Raw genomic sequence first — 25,176 nt, 5'->3', positions numbered from 1 at the left:
GTTGTCGGCACCGTGTTTCAGCGGCGACTTAAATAAGATACCACGCTGACAAAAAGAATGCAAGCCCAATTTTTGGACAAGCACAAAAAATTTAAAAAGGCGCCACATCGGCGCCTTTTTACAACCAAATTTATTCTCCCTGACGCTCGCGCATATGAGGGAACAACAACACGTCGCGGATAGACGGAGCGTTGGTAAGCAGCATAACCAGGCGGTCAATACCGATTCCCAGTCCGCCTGTCGGCGGCATGCCGTACTCAAGAGCACGAATGAAGTCATCGTCCATTTCATGGGCCTCGTCGTTGCCGTGTTCGCGCTCAAGCAGCTGCGCTTCGAAACGCTGACGCTGGTCGATCGGATCGTTCAGCTCCGTGAAGGCATTGGCGTGTTCACGCGCTACGATAAAGAGCTCGAAGCGGTCCGTGAATCGCGGATCCTCCGGATTCTTCTTCGCAAGCGGCGAAATTTCAAGCGGGTGTCCGTAAATAAACGTAGGCTGAATAAGCGTTTCTTCCACAAACGTTTCGAAGAACTGGTTCACGATGTGGCCGAAAGTCATGTGAGGCTCAACCGGAACCTTGTGTTCTTTTGCCAGACGCTGGGCTTCTTCATTGCTCATGTGTACGCTGAAGTCAACGCCGACTACTTCTTTAATCGCATCTACCATAGAGATCCGTTTCCAAGACGGCTCAAGGTTTACTTCATGCCCTTGATACTGAACCGTTGTCGTACCCAATACTTCCTGTGCGATATGGGCAACCATATTTTCCGTCAGCGCCATAATATCTTTGTAATCCGCATAAGCCTCATACAATTCAATCATGGTGAATTCAGGGTTATGACGGGTGGAAATACCTTCGTTACGGTAAACACGCCCGATTTCGTATACTTTCTCCAAACCGCCTACAATCAGGCGTTTCAGGTGCAGCTCAATAGCGATACGCATGTAAAGCTGCATATCGAGCGCGTTGTGATGCGTGATAAAAGGCCGCGCGGCTGCGCCTCCGGCAATAGCGTGAAGAGTCGGGGTCTCCACTTCAAGATAGCCGAGACCGTCCAGGTAACGGCGCATGGATTGAATGATTCTGGAACGCAGAATAAAGGTTTCCTTCACATCCTGGTTCATGATCAGATCCACATAACGCTGGCGGTAACGGGTTTCGACATCTTTAAGACCGTGATATTTCTCGGGCAGCGGAAGAAGCGACTTCGTCAGCACTTCCAGCTCTTGTACCTTAATGGAGGTTTCGCCGGTTTTTGTTTTGAAAACGGTGCCTTTCACGCCTACCATATCACCGATATCCAGCAGATCAAAAGCGCTGTACTTCGTGTCGCCGAGGGCGTCCTGACGAACGTATATCTGAATTTTGCCCGTGATGTCCTGGAGATGAGCAAAGCTCGCTTTACCCATTGCACGTTTCTGCATGATACGTCCGGCAATGCTCACTTCAACCGTCTGCTGCTCCAGTTCTTCCTTAGGCGTTTCTTCGTAAGCGTCCAAAATTTGTTTGGCCGTATGGGTCCGTACATATTTATCGCCGAACGGATCTACGCCCAGACCACGAAGCTCGTCCAGTTTGTCCCGGCGAATTTGTAACAATTCGTTTAACTCGAGTTCCTGACTCATGCTTTCAACTCCTATATGTTATAGCTCCGTTTTGCGAAGCCTTTAGCATGCCCTTCCCGCTCCCGATAATGCTTTCAAGAGGAGAAAAACAGCGCTTATTATGCGGGCTGCCCGTAATTATACGGTCTATTTTACGCGAAAAAAGCTTCCAAAGGAAGCTTTTCCTGCAATCGCGGCTTCGGATGTTCTCCGAAAGAGCGGTTTTATTTTTTGATGTCCATGATTTCGTATTGGATAACGCCGGCTGGTACCGTCACATCGACTTTAGCGCCCTTCTGCTTGCCAAGGATCGCTTTGCCTACAGGACTTTCGTTGGAAATTTTATTCAGGAAAGGATCGGACTCGGCTGTACCGACAATCGTATACTCGACAAGATCGCCGAATTCGAGATCTTTGAGCGTTACGATCGAACCCACGCTGACCGTATTAGTGTCAACTTCGTCTAAATTTACGATACGGGCGTTGCGGAGCATTTTCTCCAAAGTAATGACGCGGCCTTCAATAAAAGCCTGCTCGTTCTTCGCATCCTCGTACTCGGAGTTTTCGCTGATATCTCCGTAGCCGATGGCTACTTTAATCCGTTCGGCCACCTCGCGGCGTTTAACCGATTTCAAATGCTCGAGTTCTTCCTCAAGTTTTTTGAGGCCTTCCTGGGTAAGGAGCACTTCTTTTTCACTCATACAAACCTATCTCCCGTCGTGTAAATTCAAGGAAATGCTATACGAATTCACTCATTTATTCAAAAAACTTAACGTAAAGATGCAACTTATTGCCTGATTATAGGGCAACCAATTGCAATTGTCAATGTAACCCAGCGCCCCCTTTACTTAGTGCAAAGCAGGCTGTTCTTCCTGATTATCGGACATATTGTCGAATGAAGACGCATATTCGTCCAGAATCCGGACCATACCGTCCCGGGTCGTCTGTTCCATTATGGCGTCCTTCAGACGGGCGGCGCCTTTCATGCCTTTGAGATACCATGCCATGTGCTTGCGCATTTCCTTGATGGCCACGTTCTCGCCCTTCAGCTTGATCAGACGATCCATATGAAGCGTCGCGATACGCATTTTTTCTTCGGCTTGCGGCTCGGGCGGCAGCTCCCCTTTGGTCAGATACTGCACGGTGCGATACAGCATCCAAGGATTGCCCAGTGCGCCGCGGCCGATCATGACGCCGTCTACACCGGTTTCATCGATCATCCGTTTGGCGTCTTCGGGCGTTACGACATCCCCGTTACCGATTACCGGAATGGAAACGGACTGCTTGACGTCGCGGATGATGTTCCAGTCCGCTTTGCCGGTATAGAGCTGTTCCCGCGTACGGCCGTGCACGCTGACGGCGGCGCCGCCTCCGCGCTCGACCGCCTTGGCGTTCTCGATTGCGTAAATATGCTCGGAATCCCAGCCGATACGCATTTTGACCGTAACAGGCTTGTTCACGGAGCCTACTACCGTCCGAACCATCTCTTCGATTCTCGAAGGGTCGAGCAGCCACCGTGCCCCCGCATCGCATTTCGTGATTTTGGGTACGGGGCAGCCCATATTGATATCGATAATATCGGCATTCGTATTGGCGTCGACATATTTAGCCGCTTGCACGAGCGTATCGGTATCGCCGCCGAAAATTTGCAGGCTGAGAGGCTTCTCGCGTTCATCCACATAGAGCATCTCCATCGTACGGGAGTTGCCGTGCACAATCGCTTTGTCGCTGACCATCTCAGCGCAGACCAGGCCGCATCCGAATTCTCTGGCGATCAGACGGAAAGCGGGATTGCATACGCCGGCCATCGGTGCCAGTACAACGTTATTCGGGGCGACGACGTCGCCTATTTTTAACATGTGTTCTCCTCCTATTTGCCGGAGGGCGGAAGTAGCTCCTCCGGTTCAATGCCCAAGGCATTGGATATTTTCTGAATCATCCGGGTGTCCGGTTTACGTGTTCCCCGTTCAATGGAACCGAGAACGGCTATTGAAACGCCGAGCAGTTCGGCGAGTTGGTTCTGGGTGTATCCTTTCAGCTTGCGGAATGCCCGGATTCGCTGGGCCACTGCATTTTTTTCCACAACATAACGCCTTCCTTTCCATCCAGTTTAGCCAACTGTTTCTCTATGGATGCAAACGATGTGTTCGGTATATGGGAAAAAAGTTCTGCCAAGGGGACTAACACAAACGCTCGCTCCTGCATACGGGGATGCGGGATAATCAAATCCGGCGTGCGGATCTCCCGCTCCCCGTAAAGCAGCAAATCCAAGTCAATCGTTCGGGGACCGAAGCGAATGTCTCGGACTCTGCCCAGCACTTGCTCGATGTTCTGCATGACCGCAAGCAGCTCTTCCGGAGAAAGGCCCGTATGAACGGCGGCAGCCATGTTTAAAAAAGCATCCTGGTCCACATACCCGACCGGATCCGTCTCGTAAATGGCCGAACAGGCCAGCACTTGAATACGCGGATGTTCGTCCAGCTTCTTAAGCGCTTCGGCCAGGTACCGTTCCCGGTCTCCGATATTGGAGCCAAGCGCGATGTACGCGGTCGTGATGTCGGCAGGACTCATGATTGCGCCCGCTTCCGGCTTATCTCGACTGTCACGCCCGCGAAATGAATATCGAATGGCGGATGAGGTTTGATCACCCGCACCGTCACTTCTTCGATACTAGTATAAGTTTCAAGGAGGGAGGATGCAACCTGCTCCGCCAGAGCCTCGATCAATTTGAAGGTTCTTTTCTCCACGACCTCTTTAATAACGGCATAAGCCTCCGCATAGTTGATGGAATCTTCTATGTTGTCGGTACGGCCGGGCTTATCCAGCGGCATGTGCAGCTCGACATCCACATAAAAACGCTGTCCCAGTTTATTTTCTTCGGCAAAAACGCCGTGATACCCGTAAAACTCCATGCGTGTCAGTATAAGTTTGTCCATTACGCGTCTTCCTCCTCAGGCCTCAAAACAAATAGGTGCAAAATCGTCCAGCCGGAACCCCCAGAGCTCACCCGGCCGGACTCATGCTCTACATACTTCCGGGTCCGCGAACGATTGCGTCCGTCATGACCGCTACCCGCTTCATTGCCCGCACATCGTGTACACGGATGATATCGCACCCCTGGGCAATCCCGAGCGCCGTTGTGGCCGCCGTTCCTTCAACGACATCATCGGACGGGAGTCCGAGCGTCGTGCGGATCATGCTTTTGCGGGAAGTTCCCAGCAGGACGGGATACCCCAGTTCCGCGATAGCCTCCAGCCGGTTCATCAGCCATAAATTCTGCTCGTAGCTTTTGGCGAATCCGATACCGGGGTCTAAGATGATATTCGACTTCTTCACTCCCGCACCCAATGCGAGATCAATGCTCTCCCGGAGATCCTGCAGAACATCCGCCAGAAAATCCGTATATACCGCCTCCCGGCGGTTATGCGTGAGAATAACCGGGCAGCCGGCTTGAGCGGCCACGCCGGCCATGTCCGGATCCGCTTGGAATCCCCATACATCGTTGATGATATGGGCGCCCGCTTCGATTGCCTGCCTGGCAACCTCGGCTTTGTAAGTATCTACCGAAACCGGAACCTTCACGTGCCGGATCAGTTCCCGGATAACAGGCACGACCCTTTCCAGTTCCTCCTGGAGCGAAACAGGCGCGTGACCCGGACGGGTCGACTCTCCGCCGATGTCGATCATATCCGCGCCTTCTTCCACCATGCTCAGCGCGTGTTGTACGGCATGCTCCACTGTGGTATAAGAGCCTCCGTCGGAGAAAGAATCCGGCGTGACGTTCAGTATTCCCATAAGGAGAGTCCGTCGTCCGAGTTCAAAGCTTGTCTCTCCTGCTGCAAACGTTCGAATCATCCTAAAATTCACTTCCTAAGGCTAAAGTAATCTTGTATATTCCCGATACAACTGAGCCAGGCGGCTCGTAACAGGTCCGGCCTTTCCCCGTGAGACGGTTACCGAGCCGCCCCGTTCATCAAATAGTTCATTTACGGAAACGATTTCCTGGATGGAGTTCGTCACAAAAATTTCATCGGCCTCACACAGCACGGTCCAAGGAAATAATCCTTCTCTTACTTCCAGACCTTCCTTTTCCGCAAGCTTAAGGACAAAAGCCCGCGTTATGCCGGAAAGGATTCCCGCTGACAAAGAAGGAGTGAAACAAACGGACCCTTGAATCCAGAAAATATTGCTTACGATTCCTTCGGCTACAAACCCTCCGTTATCCGTAAGAAAAAGTCCCTCCGCCCCGTGCGCCCACGGATAATTCATCATTTCCCTCTTGGCAAGGATATTGTTCATGTAATGAAAGGACTTGTGCCTGCGTCCGCTTTCCGGCGTATTTCTCCTTAAAGTCAGAAGCTGAAGGTGGCGTGAGGCAGGCTCATCCGTTCTGCGTAGAGGAAGACTTTTGATATAAAGAATCTCGCAGGGATTTTCATAAAAAGCGCCGCCCGGCAAACCGAGCATGTCCACTCCGGCCGAAACGGCATACCGGAAATAGGCATCCTCCATACCGTTAGCCTCAAGAAGCTCCTTCACTCTGCCTCTCATCCCGCTCTCGTCCGTAAGAAGGGGAATGCCGAGCTCCTCGCAGCCTGTGCGAATTCGTTCCATATGTTCCCCAAGTAAAAAAGGGTGTCCGTTGTACGTGCGAAACGTCTCGAACAGCCCCATGCCATATAAAAATCCGTGGTCGTAAACGGAAACGACCGCTTCTTTTTCTTCTACCAAATTTCCGTTCATCCAAATCTTCATTTAAGCCCCGGTTCCCGCCGATACGGGTTGACCCAGGAAATTACGGAGCAGCGTCAGGCCGTGGTCCGTAATGATCGACTCCGGATGAAACTGCACACCCTCGATCGGATATTCTTTATGACGCAGCGCCATAATTTCTCCTTCATCCGAAGTGGCGCTAATTTCCAGACAATCCGGCAGCGTTTCTTTGCGGACGATCAGGGAGTGGTAGCGTGTTGCCGTGTAGGGAGAAGGAATGTCTTTGAAAATCGTTTTGCCGTCATGGTGAATCGGGGATGTCTTGCCGTGCATAAGCTTGCCTGCCCGGACCACGTCTCCGCCGAAAGCCTGACCGATGGCCTGATGGCCCAGGCAGACGCCCAGAATGGGAATGCGGCCTTTGAAATGCCGGATCACGCCAAGGCTGATGCCCGCTTCGTTCGGGGTACACGGCCCCGGAGAAATCAGAATATGATCCGGAGAAAGCTCCTCAATTCCGGCCAGATCGATGACATCGTTGCGCTTCACGACGATTTCCTGCCCTAATTCACCCAGATATTGAACCAGATTGTACGTAAACGAATCGTAATTATCAATGACAAGAATCATGCTTGTCTTCCTCCTCTACTCTTCTACAGGACTTCTGTCCCTGCTCGGCTCATGCTGTGCTCGCTGAATTGGATCGCTTTCCATAACGCCCGCGCTTTGTTCAGGGCCTCTTCGTATTCACGGTCCGGCACGGAATCGATCACAATGCCCGCTCCCGCCTGAATATACCCGCTGCCTTCGGCCGCGACAAGCGTTCGTATAAGTATATTAAATTCCATATTGCCGTTGTAGTCAATCCATCCCATCGATCCCGTATAAGGGCCGCGCCGGACCGGCTCCAGTTCTTCAATGATCTCCATCGTCCGGATTTTCGGCGCTCCCGTAATCGTTCCCCCCGGGAATGCGGCCGCAATAACGTCGAAAGCGTCCAGACCTTCCCGCAGCTCGCCGGTAACCTCCGAGACGAGGTGCATCACGTGAGAGTACCGCTCGATCACGAAAAACTCATCGACCTTGACGGAGCCGTACCGGGCGATCCGTCCAAGGTCGTTGCGCTCCAGGTCCACGAGCATCACGTGCTCCGCACGTTCCTTCTCGTTGGAAAGAAGCTCTTCCGCAAGCCGGGCGTCCTCTTCCGGCGTGCGGCCTCTGGGGCGCGTACCCGCGATGGGCCGGGTGCGCAGGTGCCTGCCCTCGAGCTGGACCAGCAGCTCGGGCGATCCCGACACCAGCGCGAAGCCGGGGAACCTCAGCAGCCCCATATAGGGCGAAGGGTTCACGATGCGCAGCGCTTCGTAGATCTGTTCGGGCGATGTTCGGAGCGGTCTGCTTTGGCGGACCGACAAATTCACCTGGAAAACATCCCCCTGCCCGATGTAAGCCTGAATCCGCTCGACGGCGCGGATGAACGATTCCCGCGGAAAGGCGCGGCTTGCGCCTTCCGCCGCTTCCGCCTCCAGCGTGGAGTCTTCGCCGGCGCTCACAAGCGCCTGCCACTCCGCTTCACGGCGGAGACGGCTGGCGCCGGCTTCGGCGTCCCCGGCCAGCCCGCGCCAGAGCCGGAGCATGCTTTCCGAGCGCTGCACGGCGGCCTGATAAAGCCGCGAAAGGTCGGAGGCGGAAGGCTCCGCCGGCAGAGGGGTATGCACGGCCGCGTAAAGCCTGCCTCCCTCGCGGTCGAAGACCCAGACTTCGTCGTAGCGGGCGAAGCTGTAATCCGGCAGCGGAAGGTCATCTTCCGCCAGTTCCGGAAGCTTCTCCATGCTCCGCACGACATCGTAGCTCCAAAAGCCTACGCAGCCGCCCGTGAATTTGGGGGCAGTCGCCACATTCGGAGAGCGCCAGGGAGCCATCCACCGCTTGACGGCATCCAGCGGGGCGCCCTGCATGGGAACGGTCCGCCAGCCGTGCGGAACGGTTCCGTCTCTTTCGGCAGCCTGTGCCGATGCCCCACGGCCGCTTATCGTCGCAACCGGATGCAGCCCAAGGAAGGTATACCGGCCTCCTCTGCCGCTCTCCAGCACGAATGCGTGGGTGCCCGCCGCTCTCCAAGCATGTTCCCACGTGCTGATTTCCTCCGTCCACGGGATACTGGTTATATAAGGAACGGAAGTGTAGACGCCCGCTTCGGCCCATTCCATCCAGTCAGCCAAGGTAGTTAACGTTATTGATGTCGCAGACATGCAGCCAGCTCCCTCATTCTGCTCTATATTCATGCGGTAAGGTAAGATAGTTTCGCGTTCATTCAAAAAAGTACGAATTGTGTTATTTCGACAAATTCCGTCTGTTCCACCCTTATCTTCGATCTGAAACACCGGAAAACTTGAAAGCTTTAAGCTTTAAAGCATGATGTAAAAACGGACCCGGAGATTGAATTTGCGCCGGATTTGTCCCTTAGTATACTTGAATTGGCCCAAAATAAAAAGCCTCCAGCAAGATCTGCTGAAGACTTTTGGAGCGTTCCCGGCTTGATCCGGTTCTATTCGTCGAATTGGTAAAGCGGGGTGCTCAAGTAACGCTCGCCGTTGCTTGGGATCACGGCAATGACACGTTTGCCGGGTCCGAGTTCTTTGGCAACTTTGAGGGCGGCGAAGATTGCCGCACCGGAGGAAATACCGCCCAGAATTCCTTCTTGACGGGCGACGCGGCGCGATGTTTCGAAAGCATCCTCGTTGTCCACCGGAATGATCTGATCGTAAATTTCCGTGTTCAAAATGTCCGGCACAAAGCCCGCACCGATACCTTGGATCTTATGCGGGCCCGGCTTGCCGCCCGACAGAACCGGCGAAGCGCTTGGCTCTACCGCTACGATTTGGATGCCAGGGAAGTTCTCGCGAAGCACTTCACCCGCACCGGTGATCGTTCCGCCCGTTCCGATACCGGCGATAAAAGCGTCCAGCTTGCCGTCGTGGCCTTTGATGGCTTCGACAATTTCCGGACCTGTCGTTTCACGGTGAATTTTAACGTTCGCCTGGTTTTTAAACTGTTGAGGAATAAAATAGCCGGGGTTCTCCGCTTGAAGCTCTTCCGCTTTGCGGATAGCACCCTTCATGCCTTCGGCTCCCGGTGTCAGAACAAGCTCGGCACCGTAAGCGCGCAGCAGATTGCGGCGCTCCATACTCATCGTTTCCGGCATAACCAGAATGGCACGGTATCCTTTCGCCGCCGCCACCATAGCCAGACCGATCCCCGTGTTGCCGCTTGTCGGCTCTACGATCGTGTCGCCGGGCTTCAGCTTGCCTTCCTGTTCAGCGGTTTCGATCATGCTGATGGCAATCCGGTCTTTTACACTTGCTCCCGGGTTCTGGAACTCGAGTTTTACGTAAATTTCCGCGCTATCTTCCGGAACGACCCGGTTTAATTTTACAAGCGGCGTATTCCCGATTAACTGTGTAATGCTTTCCACCAATTTAGCCATTCGTGTCACCCTCCCAGGTTTGGAAAAAAGGATTTATATCCGAGTTATTAGGTTGGTATTATAATCCTATATTATCAGTGCCTAAGACCCTTGTCAACACCTTACAATTCTCTAAGAATTCGGGTTTTATCCCGGGTCGGCCATGGTTGCTTTCCACTTTTGGCGGAGGGACAGCAAATACTCGTTAAGAGGAGGCGCTTCCTGCAGGGCGAGCTGTTTCCGTACGCTCTCCCGGATAGCCGCCTCGTCGGGACCGGTATTCATTCTTTTCTCCGTGATTAAAATAAGGGCATATCCTCCAGCGGTCTTGATTGGCGTACTCAATTGGCCTACCCCTAATTTACGGGCCGCCTTCATGATTTCCGCCGGCTGGAACGGATCGTCCTCCTCCATCCAGCCCAGATCTCCCCCCTGGCTTCCGGAATCGTCCAAAGAGCGGTCCCTCGCCAAAGTCTCGAAGCTCTCTCCGCCCTTATAGGCGGCCGTGGCCTTTTTTGCCTGATCCAGCGTGGACAAGATCATTTTGTGGAGGTGAATTTGAGCGGTCTGCTTAAATTCTTCAGGATGGCCCTGTATGTATTTCGTAATCCGGTCGTCTGCTATCTCGACGTTATGCGTCGCAAGCTTTTCGAGCAAAAGTTTATAAAGAATGTCTTCCCGCACGTCCTCTTTGCTCATTCCGAGCTGTTCTTTCATCGAGTCGTAAAAGTTTTGTTCGTTTTCGTAGCCCTGCTGCATCCGCTTCAGCTCGCGGCTGATTTCCGCTTCGCCGACATCCACTCCCTGCTCTTTCGCTTCGAGGCGGAGTGTTTCGCGGTCCAGCATCTGATTGAGCATTTCGGCACCGTAGTGTTTGGTCAACTTCTCCGTCAATTCGCCTTGTGTAAATTCACGGCCCGTTATCCGGGCCACAACGTGACTATCGGCAGGAGTATCCCCAGAACGTCCGCCTGCCGCCGACTTCTTCCCTAATCCCGTGTCCGACAAATAGAGCGACAAGAGAACAATGACTCCTATCGACAAAGCGAGGATAGCTCCCCACAACACTTTTACATTGTGCATGCTCTCTCCCTCGATTTGTTACTTGTTGATGGAATCCAACATAGTCTGCAGATCTTCCCGTTCAAACTGATAAGCCTCGTTGCAAAAATGGCAGACAACTTCCGCGCGTCCGTCCTCATCGATTAAGGATTGCAGCTCATCCCGGCCGAGGCTGATAATAGTCTGCTCCACTCTCTCGCGCGAACATTTGCATTGAAAAGATACGGCCGAGCGTTCCATAATTTCCACGGACGGCAGAACCTCTTTCAGCACCTCTTCAAGCGATGCGCCGCGGTCCAGCAAAGTTGTAATCGGCGGTATCTGCGCCAGCGTCTTCTCGATTTCGGTAATTTCGTCGTCCGTTAAGCCCGGCAGCAGCTGAATAATAAATCCTCCGGAGACTTTAACCGTCCGGTCGACGTCCACAAGCACACCAAGGGCTACAGCCGAAGGCGTCTGTTCGGATTTGGCGAAGTAGTACGTAAAGTCCTCGGCCAGTTCGCCGGAAACGATCGGAATGCTGCCGACATAATTTTCTTTAAGCCCAAGATCCTTCGTTACATATAAAAAGCCTTCCGTCCCGACAGCGCCCGCCACATCCAGCTTACCTTTGGCATTTAACGGCAGGTCTACGCCCGGATCGTCCACATACCCCCGCACCTCGCCCTTGGAATTGGCGTCAACGACGATAGAACCGATAGGGCCTCCTCCTTTAACCTGCAGGGTCAGCTTTTCTTCGCCCTTCAGCATGGCTCCCATCATCAGCCCTGCAGCGGCCGTTCTTCCCAGGGCAGCCGTGGCTGTCGGTGTCGTATTGTGCCGTCGGCGGAGTTCTTCCGTAATGGAAGTCGTCAGGACGGCAAACGCCCGGACTCTTCCTTCCAGCGCGGTTCCCCGGATTAAATAATCACTCATCACGTTACCCCGTTTCTTGTAAGCTATTCCTGCTTCGTATTTTTAACATAAATGAAGCGCAGGCCCTCCAGGGTCAGCATCGGATCGACGACATCGATCGTACGGGATTCGCTTGCGATCAGCTCGGCATGTCCTCCGGTCGCGATAACCTTAGGAGCAATGCCGAATTCCTGCTTGACTCTGTCCACGATTCCGTCTACCTGGCCGACGTAGCCGAAAATGATTCCGGCCTGCATGGACGATATCGTGTTGCGTCCGATAACGCTCTTGGGCTTGATCAGTTCGATACGCGGCAATTTGGCCGCCCGCTGATACAGAGCCTCGGTTGAAATTCCAATGCCGGGCGCAATCGCACATCCGATAAGCTGCCCGGCCTTGTCTATATAATCGTACGTGGTCGCCGTGCCGAAATCAACAATGATGCACGGAGAGCCATAGAGCTCAAGCGCAGCCACGGCATTGACGATCCGGTCCGCCCCCACTTCCTTCGGATTATCGACCCGGATGTTAAGTCCCGTTTTGATGCCGGGACCGACAATAAGCGGCGTTCTCTTCAAATATTTTAAACAAAGGTGTTCCAGCGCAAACATCAGAGGCGGTACGACAGATGAAATAATGACCCCTTCAATCTGGTGGGTTTCAATACCCGCATACTGGAAAAGATTATGAAACATCATCCCGTATTCATCCACGGTCGCAGAGCGATTCGTACTGAGCCGCCAGTGGTGAAGCAGTTCGGTGCCCTGGTAAATGCCCAGGACTATGTTCGTGTTGCCAACGTCTACGACTAAAATCACAAGGAAACTCCTTTCTGCTCGTTAAGATCCAGACTGATATCAAGCGCAGATACGGAGTAGGTCAGTCTTCCGACGGAAATAACATGTACCCCTGTTTCCGCCAGCGACTTGATCGTTTCCAGCGTAACGGAACCCGAACCCTCGACCAGCACATGCGGAGCCTGGCTTTTAACGATGGAAACGGCCTTGGCCATATCGGCCGCTTTCATATTGTCCAGCATGATGATATCCGCGCCAACCGCGATAGCTTCGTCCAGTTGTTCGAAGTTCTCCACCTCCACTTCGATTTTCATCGTATGGGGAATTCTCGAACGTGCCGCACGGACCGCCGCCGTAATGCTGCCAGCGCCTTTGATATGGTTGTCCTTGATCATGACGGCATCGTACAGGCCGTAGCGGTGATTGAATCCGCCGCCGACTCGAACGGCGTATTTCTCCAGCATCCGGTGCCCCGGTGTCGTTTTCCGCGTATCGACGAGCCTTGTGGGAAGTCCCTCCAGCGCGTTCACATATTGACGCGTACGCGTGGCGATACCGGACATCCGCTGGAGAAGATTGAGAGCCAAACGCTCTCCCTTCAGGATGCTCCGGGTGCTTCCGGTAACCACGGCAATAATCGTTCCCTTGGAGACAAACTCCCCTTCTTTCACTTGAGGCAAAAACACCAGATTCCCGTCCACTTCCGCGAATACTTCCTCCGCTACGCGCAGACCGGCCACAATTCCGGATTCTTTCATATGAATGATCCCTTTGCTCTGCTGGTCCGCAGGGATGGTGTACATCGTGGTCACGTCACCGGTTCCGATATCTTCGTCGAGCCACAGCTTGATGTTTTGGCGTATTTGTTTAAAGTTTAATTCCATCATTAAGTATCCACTCCTCCGTCAGACCACATTCACGGTTGAATACGGTATGTTTAAGCCAGTGCTCGTCATTGCGCTGCGGATAATCCTCCCGGTAATGCCCGCCCCGGCTTTCCTCACGGCGCAGCGCGGCTTCGGCTGTCAGCAACGCGCAGGTCAGTAAATTGGCGAATTCATAATCTTCCCTGCGGGTAAGGCAGGAATCAAAGGACGGCAGATGCCGTTTGAGCTCCTCGAGTCCCCGCTGAAGTCCGGACGCGTCCCTGCGCACACCCGCATAACGGACCATGATCTTTTGCAGCTTCAATTTCTTCTCTACTATTGCCTGCTTCGGCAGCTCCGTACGGACAGCCGTCTCGTCACCCGTTTGCGGCACCTGATGCAGAAGAGGGGCCAGCGTGCGGATGCGTTCTATAATCCGGCGTCCGAAAACAATCGCTTCGGATAACGAATTGCTCGCCAGCCGGTTGGCTCCGTGCACACCGGTTGAAGACACTTCACCGCAGGCGAACAGCCTCTTGATGTTGGTTTCCCCATGCAAATCGGTCTTTACCCCTCCCATCATATAGTGGGCGGCCGGGGCAACGGGAATCCAGTCGCTTGTTAAATCCAAGCCGAATGACAGGCAAGTTTCATAGATGGTAGGGAACCGGTGCCGGATCATCTGTTCCGACTCGTGGGTAATATCCAGGTAGATAAAACTAGAACCCGTCTCCTCAATTTCGCTGACGATCGCGCGGGCTACTATATCGCGGGGGGCGAGCTCAAGCTGGGGATGGTATTTTTCCATAAAGCGTTCCCCTTTGATGTTACGCAAATAGGCGCCTTCACCGCGGACAGCCTCCGAGATAAGAAAACGCGGCGCTCCCGGGTAAACAAGCACGGTCGGGTGAAACTGGATAAATTCCATATCACGTATATCCGCCCCGGCACGAAAGGCAATCGCCACCCCGTCTCCGGTCGCAACGTCAGGATTGGTCGTATAACGGAATAATTGGCCCGCACCGCCCGTACACAGCACGGTCGCGTTGCCTTGGACATACAGACGCTGACCATCGGGCTTCTGAACCAGAGCGCCGTGGCACTCTCCATCAACCGTAATCAGATCAATCACCATATGATCGTCCCAAATTTCAATAGACGCGTTATTCTTGGTATTTTCGGAAAGCGCCCTCACAATTTCCGCGCCGGTCGCATCCCCATTCGCATGAAGAATTCTCCGCTGGCTGTGAGCGCCTTCTTTCGTCAAAGCGATTTCCCCGTTTTCCAAATCAAACTGCGTTCCCATCCGGATCAGGTCCTGTACGCCCTGCGGTCCTTCATGAACCAGTACGTCCACAGCTTCCCGCGAACACAACCCGGCTCCGGCGACAAGTGTATCCTGCAGATGATACTCCGGTGAATCTTCATCGGAAATTACCGCGGCAATCCCCCCTTGGGCATACCGGGTGTTGCTGTCCAGAAGCGATTTCTTTGTAATTAACAGCACACGCTGTGAAGCGCTGGCCTGAAGAGCCGTGAATAAACCGGCAATTCCCGCCCCAATAATGATTACGTCGGTTGTATAGCGCGGTATGGCGGACAAATCCGTATCCGTTAAGTATCTAGGTATCATGGCGGTTCACCCGTGCCTTCAACAAAGAGAGTAGCGCATGCTACTTAACTTGTAACATGCGCTCTAAGGAAAGCTTTGCTTTTTCAGCCACTTCCGGTGCTACATAAATTTCAGGCTGCATGGTTTCCAGACACCGGACGACTTTTTTCAAGTTGTTCACTTTCATATTCGGGCATACCAGATATTTCGTGGCAAAATGAAAAGTTTTATTAGGGCTGTCCAAACGCAGCTGATATCCGGTGCCGTCCTCCGTTCCGACGATAAACTCCTGGCAATCGGATTCACGGCAGTATTTGATAATAGCCGTCGTGCTGCCTACAAAATCCCCGAGCTTGACGACCTCAGGCCGGCATTCCGGGTGAACCACAAATTGAGCATGGGGATGAGCTGCCTTCATCTCTTCGACATCTTTCACAGTCAGCATATCATGCGTATTGCAGTAGCCTTCCCAGATGATCATTTTTTTGTTTGTGAATTTTGATACATAGTCGCCTAAATTTTTATCCGGTACCCAGATAATTTCTTCTGCATCAATGGATTCAATGACTTTCCTTGCATTCGCGGAGGTACAGCAGATATCCGTTTCGGACTTAACTTCCGCTGACGTGTTAATGTAGGCGACAACCTTCGCATTGGGATGCTCCTTCTTCAAAGCCCGCAACCCTTCCACGTTCACCATGTCGGCCATTGGACAGCCGGCCCGTTCGTCGGGAATAATCACCGTCTTGGTTGGAGCGAGAATTTTAGCGCTTTCCCCCATAAAGTGTACTCCGCAAAAAACGATAACATCTGCGTCGGTTTCGGCGGCTTTCTGAGCCAAAAGAAATGAATCCCCGCGGAAATCGGCGACTTCCTGAATCTCGTCACGCTGGTAGTAATGAGCGAGAATAATGGCATTGCGTTCTTTCTTAAGCTCTAAAATTCGCTCTTTCAGCAGTCTGTTCTGCTCGGCTTTTCTTTCGAGAGCCAATGCCTCCATGAATGCATCCTCCTTATATAAAGCGGCACGCCCTATGTTCATATGCCATGGCGATCGCCTTCTCACCCTTATGAACTCTTTGTAAAAAGCAATTCAAGTATCACAACTAAATTTACACAACATGTTTAGACGTGTCAATCCGCAAATCCGGCCGCTAAAATGAAAAAACCGGACGTCCGCGGGGACATCCGGTTGTATACTCAGTTCTTTCGGCTATGCCTGGTTGTTGCCTTCATCATCCGGTTTATCCGGATTCAGTTTGGTCCGTTCAGGCGTTTCGGTTTTCAGTTCGATTTCAGGTGTAGGTTCCGGCTTAACGCTGTCATCCTGTCCCTGAATCGTCACTTTAATATCCTCATTGCCCGAAATTTGACCTTTCTCAAGAAGCTCCACGATCTGTTCCTTATCGAGCGTTTCTCTTTCGAGAAGCGTTTGGGCGACAAGGTGAACTTTGTCCTTATGAGTGTTCAGGATCTGCTTCGCCCGGTCGTAGCACTCCCGGATGATCAGCTGCATTTCCTGATCGATTTCATAAGCGATCGCATCGCTATAATTCTGCTCATGACCGATATCGCGGCCCAGGAATACTTGACCTTGGCTGCTGCCGAACTGCATCGGTCCGAGCTTATCGCTCATACCGAATTCCATAACCATCTTGCGAACGATTCCGGTCGCTTTCTGGAAGTCGCTGTACGCTCCCGTTGCGATCTCGCCGATAAAGATTTCTTCGGCAACACGACCGCCAAGAAGTCCGGTGACTTTATCAAGCAGCTCGGTCTTGGTCTGCATCATCCGGTCTTCGCCTTCTTTAGGAAGCATCATAACGTAACCGCCTGCGCGGCCGCGTGGAACGATCGTCACTTTATGAACCATATCCGCGTTCTCGGCATAGTAACCGATGATGGCGTGACCGGATTCATGGTAAGCTACCGTACGCTTCTCGCGCTCGCTGATTACGCGGCTCTTCTTCTGCGTACCGACGATAACACGGTCGAAAGCTTCTTCGATCTCGGCCATCGAGATATCTTTGCGGTTGCGGCGCGCTGCAATAAGCGCCGCTTCGTTAAGAAGGTTCTCCAAGTCGGCACCCGTAAAGCCGGTGGTGTAACGTGCAATGGAGTCCAATCTTACGTCTTTGGCCAGCGGCTTGTTGCGCGCATGAACCTTGAGAACCGCTTCGCGGCCTTTCACATCCGGACGGTCAACCGTAATCTGACGGTCGAAACGTCCCGGACGAAGAAGCGCCGGGTCCAGAATGTCCGGACGGTTGGTTGCCGCGATGATGATGATTCCCTCATTCGCACCGAAGCCGTCCATCTCGACGAGCAATTGGTTGAGCGTCTGCTCACGCTCGTCATGTCCGCCTCCGAGGCCTGCGCCCCGCTGACGACCGACGGCGTCGATCTCGTCGATAAAGATAATACAAGGCGCGTTCTTCTTCGCATTCTCGAAGAGATCCCGTACACGGGAGGCACCGACACCGACGAACATTTCCACGAAGTCGGAACCGGAGATGGAGAAGAACGGAACTCCGGCTTCACCCGCAACTGCACGGGCAAGCAGGGTTTTACCGGTACCCGGAGGACCGTTGAGAAGCACGCCTTTCGGAATGCGGGCTCCTACTGCAGAGAATTTACGCGGATCTTTAAGGAACTCGACGACTTCGACCAATTCCTGTTTCTCTTCATCCGCGCCGGCCACGTCTTCGAACGTGACGCGCTTTTTCTCTTCATTATATAAGCGTGCACGGCTCTTGCCGAAATTCATGACTTTGCCGCCGCCGCCCTGAGCCTGGTTCATCAAGAAGAAGAACAGGACGAAGATGATCACAAACGGAATGATGGACGTCAGGAACGAAATCCAAACGCTGTCGCCTTCCATTTTCAGATACTCTTCTTGAACCCCCGCTGTTTCGATCAGCTCTACTACACGTGAATCAAATGGACCACGGGTAACGAATGTGGATTTATCCGCCGCCTTAGGATTCTTGTATTGCCCGTTGATCAGGTACGTGCCCCCGTCGACTTTAATTTGAAGCTTCTCGACGTTCTTGGACGTTAACTCCTGCCGGAACTGGTTGTAGGTAATCGCTTCTTTTTGATCGTTCTGCGTACTAATGAAATGCACAATACCGACTGTTACCAGGAAAATCAATAAATAAAAACCGGTATTCCGGATAAAGCGATTCATCCGCTACCTCCTCTCAAACGACACACTTTTTATATTTTACCACAGCATGTCTTAGCATCACAACAAAGCCGGCCGTGGGACATACCCGGGTGTTCTTAAGAAGAGTAAATCTCGGGTTTCAGAACACCGATGTAAGGAAGATTGCGGTATTTCTCGGCGTAATCGAGTCCGTAACCGACGATGAACGCATCCGGAATTTCGAATCCGGCATAATCAGGCTGCAGATCGACGGACCGTCTGGCAGGTTTGTTGAACAGAGTAACCACAGACACGGACTGGGCATTTCTTCTCTCAAGCACGTCAATGAGGTAGCTCAGGGTCAAACCGCTGTCGATAATATCTTCGACGATCAGTACGTGACGTCCTTCTACGGATACGTCCAAATCTTTAATGATTTTGACGACACCCGACGATTTGGTCGATTGTCCGTAGCTGGATACCGCCATAAAGTCAAGCTCAAGCGGAATCGTAACTTGTTTCACGAGGTCCGCCATGAAAATAAAAGCTCCTTTAAGCACACAAATCACAAGCGGATTGCGGCCTTCGAAGTCTTTGGATATTTGCGCTCCAAGCTCCTGTACCTTAGCTTGAATTTGTTCCTCCGAGTAAAAAACTTCTTGAATGTCGTTAAACAAGGATGCTCCCCCTACTTAATAATATGAAAACTGTGACAAATCATTCTCCAAGGCCGTTTCCCTCAGTCACCGGGGGCTCAATCCGGATGTGCAAACAACGTACGGTTCCCGGTCCGACCAGCGCGTGGCGGGAACGACGAACGCCCGGTATCCACAGAACCCTTCCTTCTGCATCCATAAGCAGCGGAAGCCGGTCTCTGCGGCTGGGCGGTATTTTGGCATCCATGAGAATATCTTTTACTTTTTTGGTGCCGTTTAAACCAAACACGTCCAAACGGTCCCCGGCTTGCCGGTTTCTCGCCGACAACGGCATCCGAAGGGCATCAAGGTCAAACCAAGCCTCGTCGGGGCAGGTTCCGTGAATATCGGCACCGCCGACTTCATCCCGCTCCGCGGCCGTGAAAACAAAGGTCATTCCGGCTTCCGGAATAGGCAGAAACGGCTGCTGCAAGTCCACTTGATGCAAAAAAGCCGCATCCCCCGACCTGGCTGATGTCTCGGATCGAAAGCAGATACGTTCGTACTCACGAATCAAGGCAATTTGTCCGTCGATTGGCCATGTGAGATTGGAGGGATTGTCCTGCACGATTGCCGTACGAATCGCCTCTAATCTTGCATAATCGACGTTTTCCTCTTGAAAAGCGAGATAATTTAATATTAGTTTAATCACACGCCTTTGTAAAGCGACGTGCAAGTGAACAAAATCACCCCGATCCAAGCTCGCCGCACCCGCTTCGGCCCTGACGGCGGAAGCATATACGCGTTCAGCTTCGCGTTCCATATAGTCGTTCTCGGCCGTCATGATTTCACCCAGCCGGTTCAAGGACTCCGGAAGCTGATCGTTATATTGGCGCAAATAGGGCATCGCGTCCAGCCGTATCCGGTTCCGGAAATACTTCCGCGAATCGTTGCTGCTGTCCCGGCAGAAGGCAAGCCCCAGGAATTCACAATAACTAATTACCTCTTTCTTGTATATACGAAGCATAGGCCGGACGAGTTCCACTTTTTTTTCGCTTCTCCGCTCGGGTATTCCCGTCAACCCGCCGGGCCCGGTACCACGTAAAATCCGCATCAGAATCGTTTCGGCCTGATCGTCGGCGTGATGAGCCAGCGCGATTTTATTCGCATCGTACTTACGAGCCGTTTCATAGAGGAACTCGTACCGCTTCCGCCGTGCGGCGACCTGCGAGTTCAAAGCCGTTTCTTCTATATAAGCAGGCACATCGATAAAAGCCGACTCGCAGGGCAATCCGAGACGCTCCGCATAGGAAGCGACGAACGCCGCTTCTCTGTCGGATTCCTCACCCCGGAACCGGTGATTCACATGCGCTACGACGAGGCGCCAATTTCTCGGACCCGACAGGCCGTACAGCAGATGAAGAAGCGCCACCGAATCCGGCCCTCCCGAAACGGCGACAACGATAATATCGCCGGCCTCCAGCAGCCCCTCCTCGGCAATCCGTTTCTCGACGGCCGCACGCACCCGGAATGCCGGATCCAGCCCCCTGCTGCCGGGCTCTATGTGGTTAGCCTCCCCGGGCTGCCGCTTTCCTTCCATGATTCCTTCCCCGCTTTCCGCCAGCGCTGCAGCACCTGTTATTCGGCCCTTGTTTTCAAAAGGGCAGGAACCGATCCTTTTTTCATTCCAGATAAAAATAAACGATCGTCCCGAGTAAGATAATCAAGGATATCGTCAAAAACAGGACGATGCCGGGAGCCTCTTTTCGTCCGGACGGGACCTTGATGCCCCGCGCCTTCTTCGCCTGTTCCCTCCATACGGCAAGCGCTTCTTCCGAAGAAGCGAACCGGTTATTCAGAGCCTTCAGCAAAAAGGGAGCCAAACCTCTCATCCGTTCGCTGCTTTTGACGATATCCTCCAGCATGGAGATACTCCGGTTCTGGGGAAGCGCCTGCAGGGCAGGGCGGAAGGAGTCACTGTCATCCAGCGTTTTGATGATCAGAACGGCGAACGAGAACAAATCGTAGCTCTCCTCCGCAACCCGTTCTCCCGCACACCAGTAGCCGCGGTCAAAAATCTCCGTAAACTGCTTAACCGCACGTCCCTTGACCGTCATCCCGCCAAAATCTATCAGCTCCACGCTTCCGTGCTCCGTAAGAACGAGATTATCGGATTTCAAATCTCCGTAGATAAAGCCGCTCCGGTGCAGCTCCGTAAGCTTTTTGAGCAAATTCGATCCGATCACGTAAATCCAGTCTTTGCCGTAGGTGCGTATGTATTTCGATAAAGAAAGGCCTTGTATGTAAGGCATGATAAAAAACGACAAGCGGCGTCCCTCGAATTCCGCATCGTCGGCATCCAGCAGAAACCGGCTGAACGACGTATCCGTTTTGGAAAGGGACTGCAGGGCGTTTACTTCGAACTGATGGTCGAGAGGGTCGTATCCGATCTTCATCGCATACCGGCGCTCGCCTCTGCGTACAAGCAGGACTTGACCGTTCGCTCCCGAACCCAGCCCGCGCACAACCGTATAAGTTCTGCCGTTCCAGATCCCTTTGAGGGTCGTACCGAGCGGCAGGGCGGGCTCATACGACGTAGTCACGCAGCATCCCGTCCTCATCGTCTGAATAGATAGGTTTACCCGATACGTACTGCGCCACTTTGAGCATGGCGGGTCCGGTAGGGGTGGTGCCCTTCATGTTTAATTTATAGAACATCTTATCCAGATTTGCAAGATTTGACGTCCAGCCCGAATCCATTACCACATCGGGATCGCCGTCATGCCGGCCCGGAAAATGAAAAACCGCCAGCTCGCTTGTTCCGCTTCGCGCCTTGAGACTCAGCAGCAGATCGGAGATGGCCTCGCGCACCGCCGCCATCTTCGGCTTCATGCTGGCGCTGGCATCCACCAGCAGCGCGACGCGGAGGGAGCCGCTCTCCGCGAGCTCGTCTATGACGCGCACGACCTCGGAGCGCTGCGCAGGAGGAAGCTCGGTCATGTCCCCGCTGCCGAGTATGCTCTGCAGCTCCCGGCTGACCGCCTGCTGCACCGTCTGCGTCACGGTCTTGCGCGTCATCATCTGCACGGTCTGCGACAACTGCTGCGGGGTTGCGATCCGGCTCATGCCGCCTCCGGCCTTCGCAATCTCGCGGATTTCCTCGGCGCCGAGCAGACCGAGCTCTCCCTGGTCAACGACACCGATTACGTTGACGGTAATGCCTTCCGAGCGTGCTTCCGCGGCAGCGGCCGCCGGGCTGATTCCGACGTTCGAACAGCCGTCGGTGATTAGTAGGATCTGTTTCATCTCTTCCGCCTCCAACCTATGAATGTTCTTACTAGTTTCGCCAAGTCTGCGAGATTCTAATCACAGGGGCGGAAGAAATCGGGCGCCGGTCAGCGCGAAACTCCCAGCGCGTGGTGCTCGGCGTCACATGACGGTAGTCAACCACAAGCCCGCCGGGCCCTAGGACCGCCTGACGCTGACGGGCTTAGCGCGGAACTTTTTCAAGAAAAAGCAGCGAGGCACCCGCTAGGATACTCCGCTGCACGTCAACACATCCGAAAATTCAGCATTCGGCCTCCTTTCTGCTCATAAACTGGCAGGTCAAACGTTTTCACTCCCCTTTTCAGCTCACCACCTTTGGCCGCTCGATCCGGTTAACGCCGGGCCAGCGGAATGTCGCCCATTCCGGCTGATGCTTTTCGACACGTGCCGCGACTACGGTCATATCATCGATAATCTCTCCGTGATGACAGCGCAGAACACGTTCAAGCAGACTATCGGCAAAATCCTGGGGAATATCCGTGTCGATTTCCTGGATCACCCGCTTCATCCACATCTCCTTGTTGACCGCGTGTCCGGGTGCGTCATAAATGCCGTCGGTCATCATGATCAGCAGATCGCCGTGCTGAAGGGAACGCGAGAGCAGGTCCACTTCAATGTCCTGCAGGATTCCGACCGGCAGGTTGTTGGCCATCACCGGAATAACTTCGCTGCCTCTTTTAATGAAGCTCGGCGTAGAGCCGATTTTCATAAACGTCGTCTCCGCACTGTACAAATCGATCAGGGCCATATCCACGGTGGCGTACACTTCGTCGGAAGAACGAAGCAGCAGAACGGAGTTGACCGATTTGATCGCAATTTTCTCGTCCATGCCCGATTGAAGAAGCTGCTGCAGGATAGTCAGCGCAGCCGAGCTTTCCGCCCTGGCCCTCTCGCCGTTACCCATCCCGTCGCTCAGCGCCACGACGAATTTACCGTTGCCGAGTTCCGCCACAGAGAAGCTGTCCCCGGAAAGCAGCTCTCCGCCTTTGGCTGCTCCCGCGATTCCCGTCTCCACTTCGAATTCTTTGGCCGAGCCGAACGATACCGTGCTGTAGCCTTCTCCCCGCGGGAGCATTTCCTCGTTTTTCACCGCAATATGTTCTCCGAGAATTTCGCTTAACAGAGGCGCTATGATTTTGCGGCATTCATCGAAGCCTTTTGTATACTGGTGGATGATTTCGATCTCCACGTTGCCTTCGTCCAGCGAAATAACGTCAATGCTGTGTATGGACAGTCCGAGATCCTCCAGAGCCTGACGAATCTGCTCTTCCTGCAGAAACAGCTCTTGGCCCTCCCGCTTGATCTCCTTCGCCAAATCCTCCATAACCTGGGACACACCGCTCAATTGATCCGCCACAATCTGGCGGCTGTCCGAAATCTGCTTTTTCCAGTGCATATCATTCTGATATTTCGCATACTGGTTTTTCATAACATCCAGCACCTGATCCGGCTTTGTACAGGCCTGCTTCCAGTCTATCGGAATCTGCTTCCGTGAGAAATTCGGATTAAGCTCGATTTCCGTCATCATGCTTGTCATAAACTCATACGTCTGATAAAAGCGCTGATCCCAGCACCGGACCCGCTTCGGGCACATTTGGCAGGTCTGGCAGGACACAGCCTCCATGAAATGGCTGATCTCCTCTTCTTTCGGAACCGGCTGACTCTCGACCGTAAGCTGCTTGAAGCTCCGGGCCAGCTGCATAAACACCTGCGAAAACTGCTCGACCCGGCCGGCCGTAATATCTCTGACGCGTTTGGCGTAATCCTGCTGGGATTTGAGGTTTTCCTGGGTGCCCGGCACGTATTTGGCCAGCGTCTGCAGAACGCTTTTGGGTGTGAGCAGGAAAAGCGCGACCGCCGCAACCGATTCCCAGGTGGAGTTCATGACTTCCCCCTGCGTTCCGATATAAATGGAGAGGATCGAAGAGCCGAGCAGCATACCGAACGCTACCGCCATCCTTTTGCCTTCCTTGAGCAGGCCGGCCAGCATGCCCGAAAAGGCCAGCAGACTCATCTGATAAATCGCATTTGTATTGGCGAGGCTTAAAATAAGTCCCGTCACCACACCGACCGAGGCTCCGAACGGCGCTCCGCCCACCAGTGCGAATAATAGAATCAGGTAACGGGACACAACGTGCTCAACCGTAACCGGTCCGAGCGTCCAGCCCACCGTGCCGGTCATCATGGACGCCAGCAGAATGATGAGACAGATGATCTCCTCATGCTTGAGCTGATAATTTTTGCGGGTCAGGGTGAAGACGGGAACGGCTTGTACAAAAATAAGCGTAAGCACCAGACTCAGTACCGATTCCACACCCGTCATCGTCAAGGAGTACCAGGATAGGTCCGAGCTGACCAGATGGGCGAACATCTGCACGAGCAGCGTCGTGATGAAGACCAGTACCGGCGCCAGTGAGATATCCGAGCGCTCGTATTTCTCCAGTCCTTTCTGGATGAGAAGGAACACGATCATTTCCGTCAGGATAAACCCGCTCTGGGGCTGTACGGCAAGCAAGCTTCCCGCGAATAGAAAGACGCCTGTCCATAAGAGCAAATCACGACGCTGGAAATACATCACGGCAAAGAAAGCTATCGAAAACGGAGCAAGCTCCTCAAGGATCATGGCTCTCCCCAGCAGAAAGGCCATCAGCAAGAGCAGGATAGACCATTTCTTGGCTACAAACGATTGAATCAGTCTGTTTTCCGCCACTCTGCCCTGAGCTGCCGATTTCGTCCGCTGCACCGCGCCTGCCCACTGCAGACCGATGGAAAGTGCACCATTTCGTTTTTCCATGTTCAGACACCACCATTTCTCTTAGTGGTGTTTATTATAGGGGGCTTCTATCATAAATTTTGTCACAATGAGTTACTAGGGTTTAAGAAATTTCCGACAAAAAAGGGGGGCCTGTCAGGTCGCGCTAACGCCTACTCCATGGGCGCTTCTCCCCCCCTTCCGAACAGCCGTTCCGAAGCGGAGCCGGCCTATCGCCCGTAAAAGGGATGCGTATGCGGTAAGCTCGTGTCGATTCCCCGAATAACCGCATGTTAAT

General features: G+C 53.3%; 23 protein-coding genes. All 23 read right to left on the bottom strand.

Features of this window, described 5'->3' with window-relative positions; translation table 11 throughout:
* Positions 1-130: 130 nt before the first annotated feature.
* Positions 131-1,627, bottom strand: coding sequence for a lysine--tRNA ligase (lysS, locus tag C4S74_RS24525; RefSeq protein WP_103997944.1), 1,497 nt, complete (start codon positions 1,625-1,627; stop codon positions 131-133).
* A 203-nt stretch (positions 1,628-1,830) separates the two neighbouring features.
* Positions 1,831-2,307 (bottom strand): transcription elongation factor GreA, encoded by a 477-nt coding sequence (greA, locus tag C4S74_RS24520; protein ID WP_103997943.1) that lies wholly within the window; start codon positions 2,305-2,307, stop codon positions 1,831-1,833.
* A 147-nt stretch (positions 2,308-2,454) separates the two neighbouring features.
* Positions 2,455-3,465 carry a tRNA dihydrouridine synthase DusB gene (gene dusB, locus C4S74_RS24515; protein WP_103997942.1) on the bottom strand — a complete coding sequence of 337 codons (1,011 nt, stop codon included), beginning with the start codon at positions 3,463-3,465 and terminating at the stop codon, positions 2,455-2,457.
* An 11-nt stretch (positions 3,466-3,476) separates the two neighbouring features.
* The gene (locus C4S74_RS24510) at positions 3,477-3,689 is read right to left on the bottom strand and encodes a helix-turn-helix domain-containing protein (protein WP_009671865.1); all 213 of its coding nucleotides are present in this window, start codon (positions 3,687-3,689) and stop codon (positions 3,477-3,479) included.
* A complete protein-coding gene (gene folK, locus C4S74_RS24505) occupies positions 3,641-4,177 on the bottom strand; it encodes a 2-amino-4-hydroxy-6-hydroxymethyldihydropteridine diphosphokinase (RefSeq protein ID WP_103997941.1) in 537 nt (178 codons plus the stop codon). Before folK ends, C4S74_RS24510 begins: the two co-directional genes overlap by 49 nt.
* Positions 4,174-4,542 (bottom strand): dihydroneopterin aldolase, encoded by a 369-nt coding sequence (folB, locus tag C4S74_RS24500; RefSeq protein ID WP_009671857.1) that lies wholly within the window; start codon positions 4,540-4,542, stop codon positions 4,174-4,176. The genes folK and folB overlap by 4 nt, the downstream gene beginning before the upstream one ends.
* Before the next feature lie 88 nt (positions 4,543-4,630).
* Positions 4,631-5,461 carry a dihydropteroate synthase gene (gene folP / locus C4S74_RS24495; RefSeq protein WP_103997940.1) on the bottom strand — a complete coding sequence of 277 codons (831 nt, stop codon included), beginning with the start codon at positions 5,459-5,461 and terminating at the stop codon, positions 4,631-4,633.
* 21 nt (positions 5,462-5,482) lie between these two features.
* Positions 5,483-6,361, bottom strand: coding sequence for an aminodeoxychorismate lyase (gene pabC, locus C4S74_RS24490; RefSeq protein WP_103997939.1), 879 nt, complete (start codon positions 6,359-6,361; stop codon positions 5,483-5,485).
* Entirely contained in the window at positions 6,362-6,949 is a 588-nt protein-coding gene (gene pabA / locus C4S74_RS24485) for an aminodeoxychorismate/anthranilate synthase component II (RefSeq protein ID WP_103997938.1), read from the bottom strand.
* Between the two features lie 23 nt (positions 6,950-6,972).
* Positions 6,973-8,571: an anthranilate synthase component I family protein gene (locus C4S74_RS24480; protein ID WP_103997937.1), complete on the bottom strand. Its 1,599-nt coding sequence runs from the start codon at positions 8,569-8,571 to the stop codon at positions 6,973-6,975.
* Positions 8,572-8,867: 296 nt separating this feature from the next.
* Positions 8,868-9,806 carry a cysteine synthase A gene (gene cysK, locus C4S74_RS24475; protein WP_103997936.1) on the bottom strand — a complete coding sequence of 313 codons (939 nt, stop codon included), beginning with the start codon at positions 9,804-9,806 and terminating at the stop codon, positions 8,868-8,870.
* 126 nt (positions 9,807-9,932) lie between these two features.
* Positions 9,933-10,868, bottom strand: a complete 936-nt coding sequence (locus C4S74_RS24470; protein ID WP_103997935.1) for a peptidylprolyl isomerase — start codon at positions 10,866-10,868, stop codon at positions 9,933-9,935.
* Positions 10,869-10,886: 18 nt separating this feature from the next.
* Positions 10,887-11,762 carry an Hsp33 family molecular chaperone HslO gene (gene hslO, locus C4S74_RS24465; protein WP_103997934.1) on the bottom strand — a complete coding sequence of 292 codons (876 nt, stop codon included), beginning with the start codon at positions 11,760-11,762 and terminating at the stop codon, positions 10,887-10,889.
* 23 nt (positions 11,763-11,785) lie between these two features.
* The gene (locus C4S74_RS24460) at positions 11,786-12,559 is read right to left on the bottom strand and encodes a type III pantothenate kinase (RefSeq protein ID WP_103997933.1); all 774 of its coding nucleotides are present in this window, start codon (positions 12,557-12,559) and stop codon (positions 11,786-11,788) included.
* Complete coding sequence (gene nadC, locus C4S74_RS24455; protein ID WP_103997932.1) at positions 12,556-13,425, bottom strand: carboxylating nicotinate-nucleotide diphosphorylase; 870 nt, start codon at positions 13,423-13,425, stop codon at positions 12,556-12,558. The genes C4S74_RS24460 and nadC overlap by 4 nt, the downstream gene beginning before the upstream one ends.
* Positions 13,406-15,037: an L-aspartate oxidase gene (nadB, locus tag C4S74_RS24450; protein ID WP_103997931.1), complete on the bottom strand. Its 1,632-nt coding sequence runs from the start codon at positions 15,035-15,037 to the stop codon at positions 13,406-13,408. The genes nadC and nadB overlap by 20 nt, the downstream gene beginning before the upstream one ends.
* A 40-nt stretch (positions 15,038-15,077) precedes the next feature.
* Positions 15,078-16,016 carry a quinolinate synthase NadA gene (gene nadA / locus C4S74_RS24445; protein ID WP_103997930.1) on the bottom strand — a complete coding sequence of 313 codons (939 nt, stop codon included), beginning with the start codon at positions 16,014-16,016 and terminating at the stop codon, positions 15,078-15,080.
* 213 nt (positions 16,017-16,229) lie between these two features.
* Positions 16,230-18,206, bottom strand: a complete 1,977-nt coding sequence (ftsH, locus tag C4S74_RS24440; RefSeq protein WP_103997929.1) for an ATP-dependent zinc metalloprotease FtsH — start codon at positions 18,204-18,206, stop codon at positions 16,230-16,232.
* Between the two features lie 95 nt (positions 18,207-18,301).
* Positions 18,302-18,841, bottom strand: a complete 540-nt coding sequence (gene hpt / locus C4S74_RS24435; protein WP_009671909.1) for a hypoxanthine phosphoribosyltransferase — start codon at positions 18,839-18,841, stop codon at positions 18,302-18,304.
* 40 nt (positions 18,842-18,881) lie between these two features.
* On the bottom strand, positions 18,882-20,399 hold the full coding sequence (gene tilS / locus C4S74_RS24430; protein WP_103997928.1) for a tRNA lysidine(34) synthetase TilS: 1,518 nt from the start codon (positions 20,397-20,399) through the stop codon (positions 18,882-18,884).
* 82 nt (positions 20,400-20,481) lie between these two features.
* Positions 20,482-21,402, bottom strand: a complete 921-nt coding sequence (locus tag C4S74_RS24425) for a protein kinase (protein WP_103997927.1) — start codon at positions 21,400-21,402, stop codon at positions 20,482-20,484.
* Positions 21,386-22,105: a VWA domain-containing protein gene (locus C4S74_RS24420; protein ID WP_103997926.1), complete on the bottom strand. Its 720-nt coding sequence runs from the start codon at positions 22,103-22,105 to the stop codon at positions 21,386-21,388. Before C4S74_RS24420 ends, C4S74_RS24425 begins: the two co-directional genes overlap by 17 nt.
* A 322-nt stretch (positions 22,106-22,427) precedes the next feature.
* Entirely contained in the window at positions 22,428-24,920 is a 2,493-nt protein-coding gene (gene spoIIE, locus C4S74_RS24415; protein ID WP_103997925.1) for a stage II sporulation protein E, read from the bottom strand.
* Positions 24,921-25,176 lie beyond the last annotated feature (256 nt).

Source organism: Paenibacillus sp. UNC499MF (genome assembly GCF_900107975.1).
Classification (GTDB): Bacteria; Bacillota; Bacilli; order Paenibacillales; family NBRC-103111; genus Paenibacillus_F.
The sequence above is the reverse complement of the archived record's forward strand: the minus strand, read 5'-3'. Positions and strand labels throughout refer to the sequence as shown.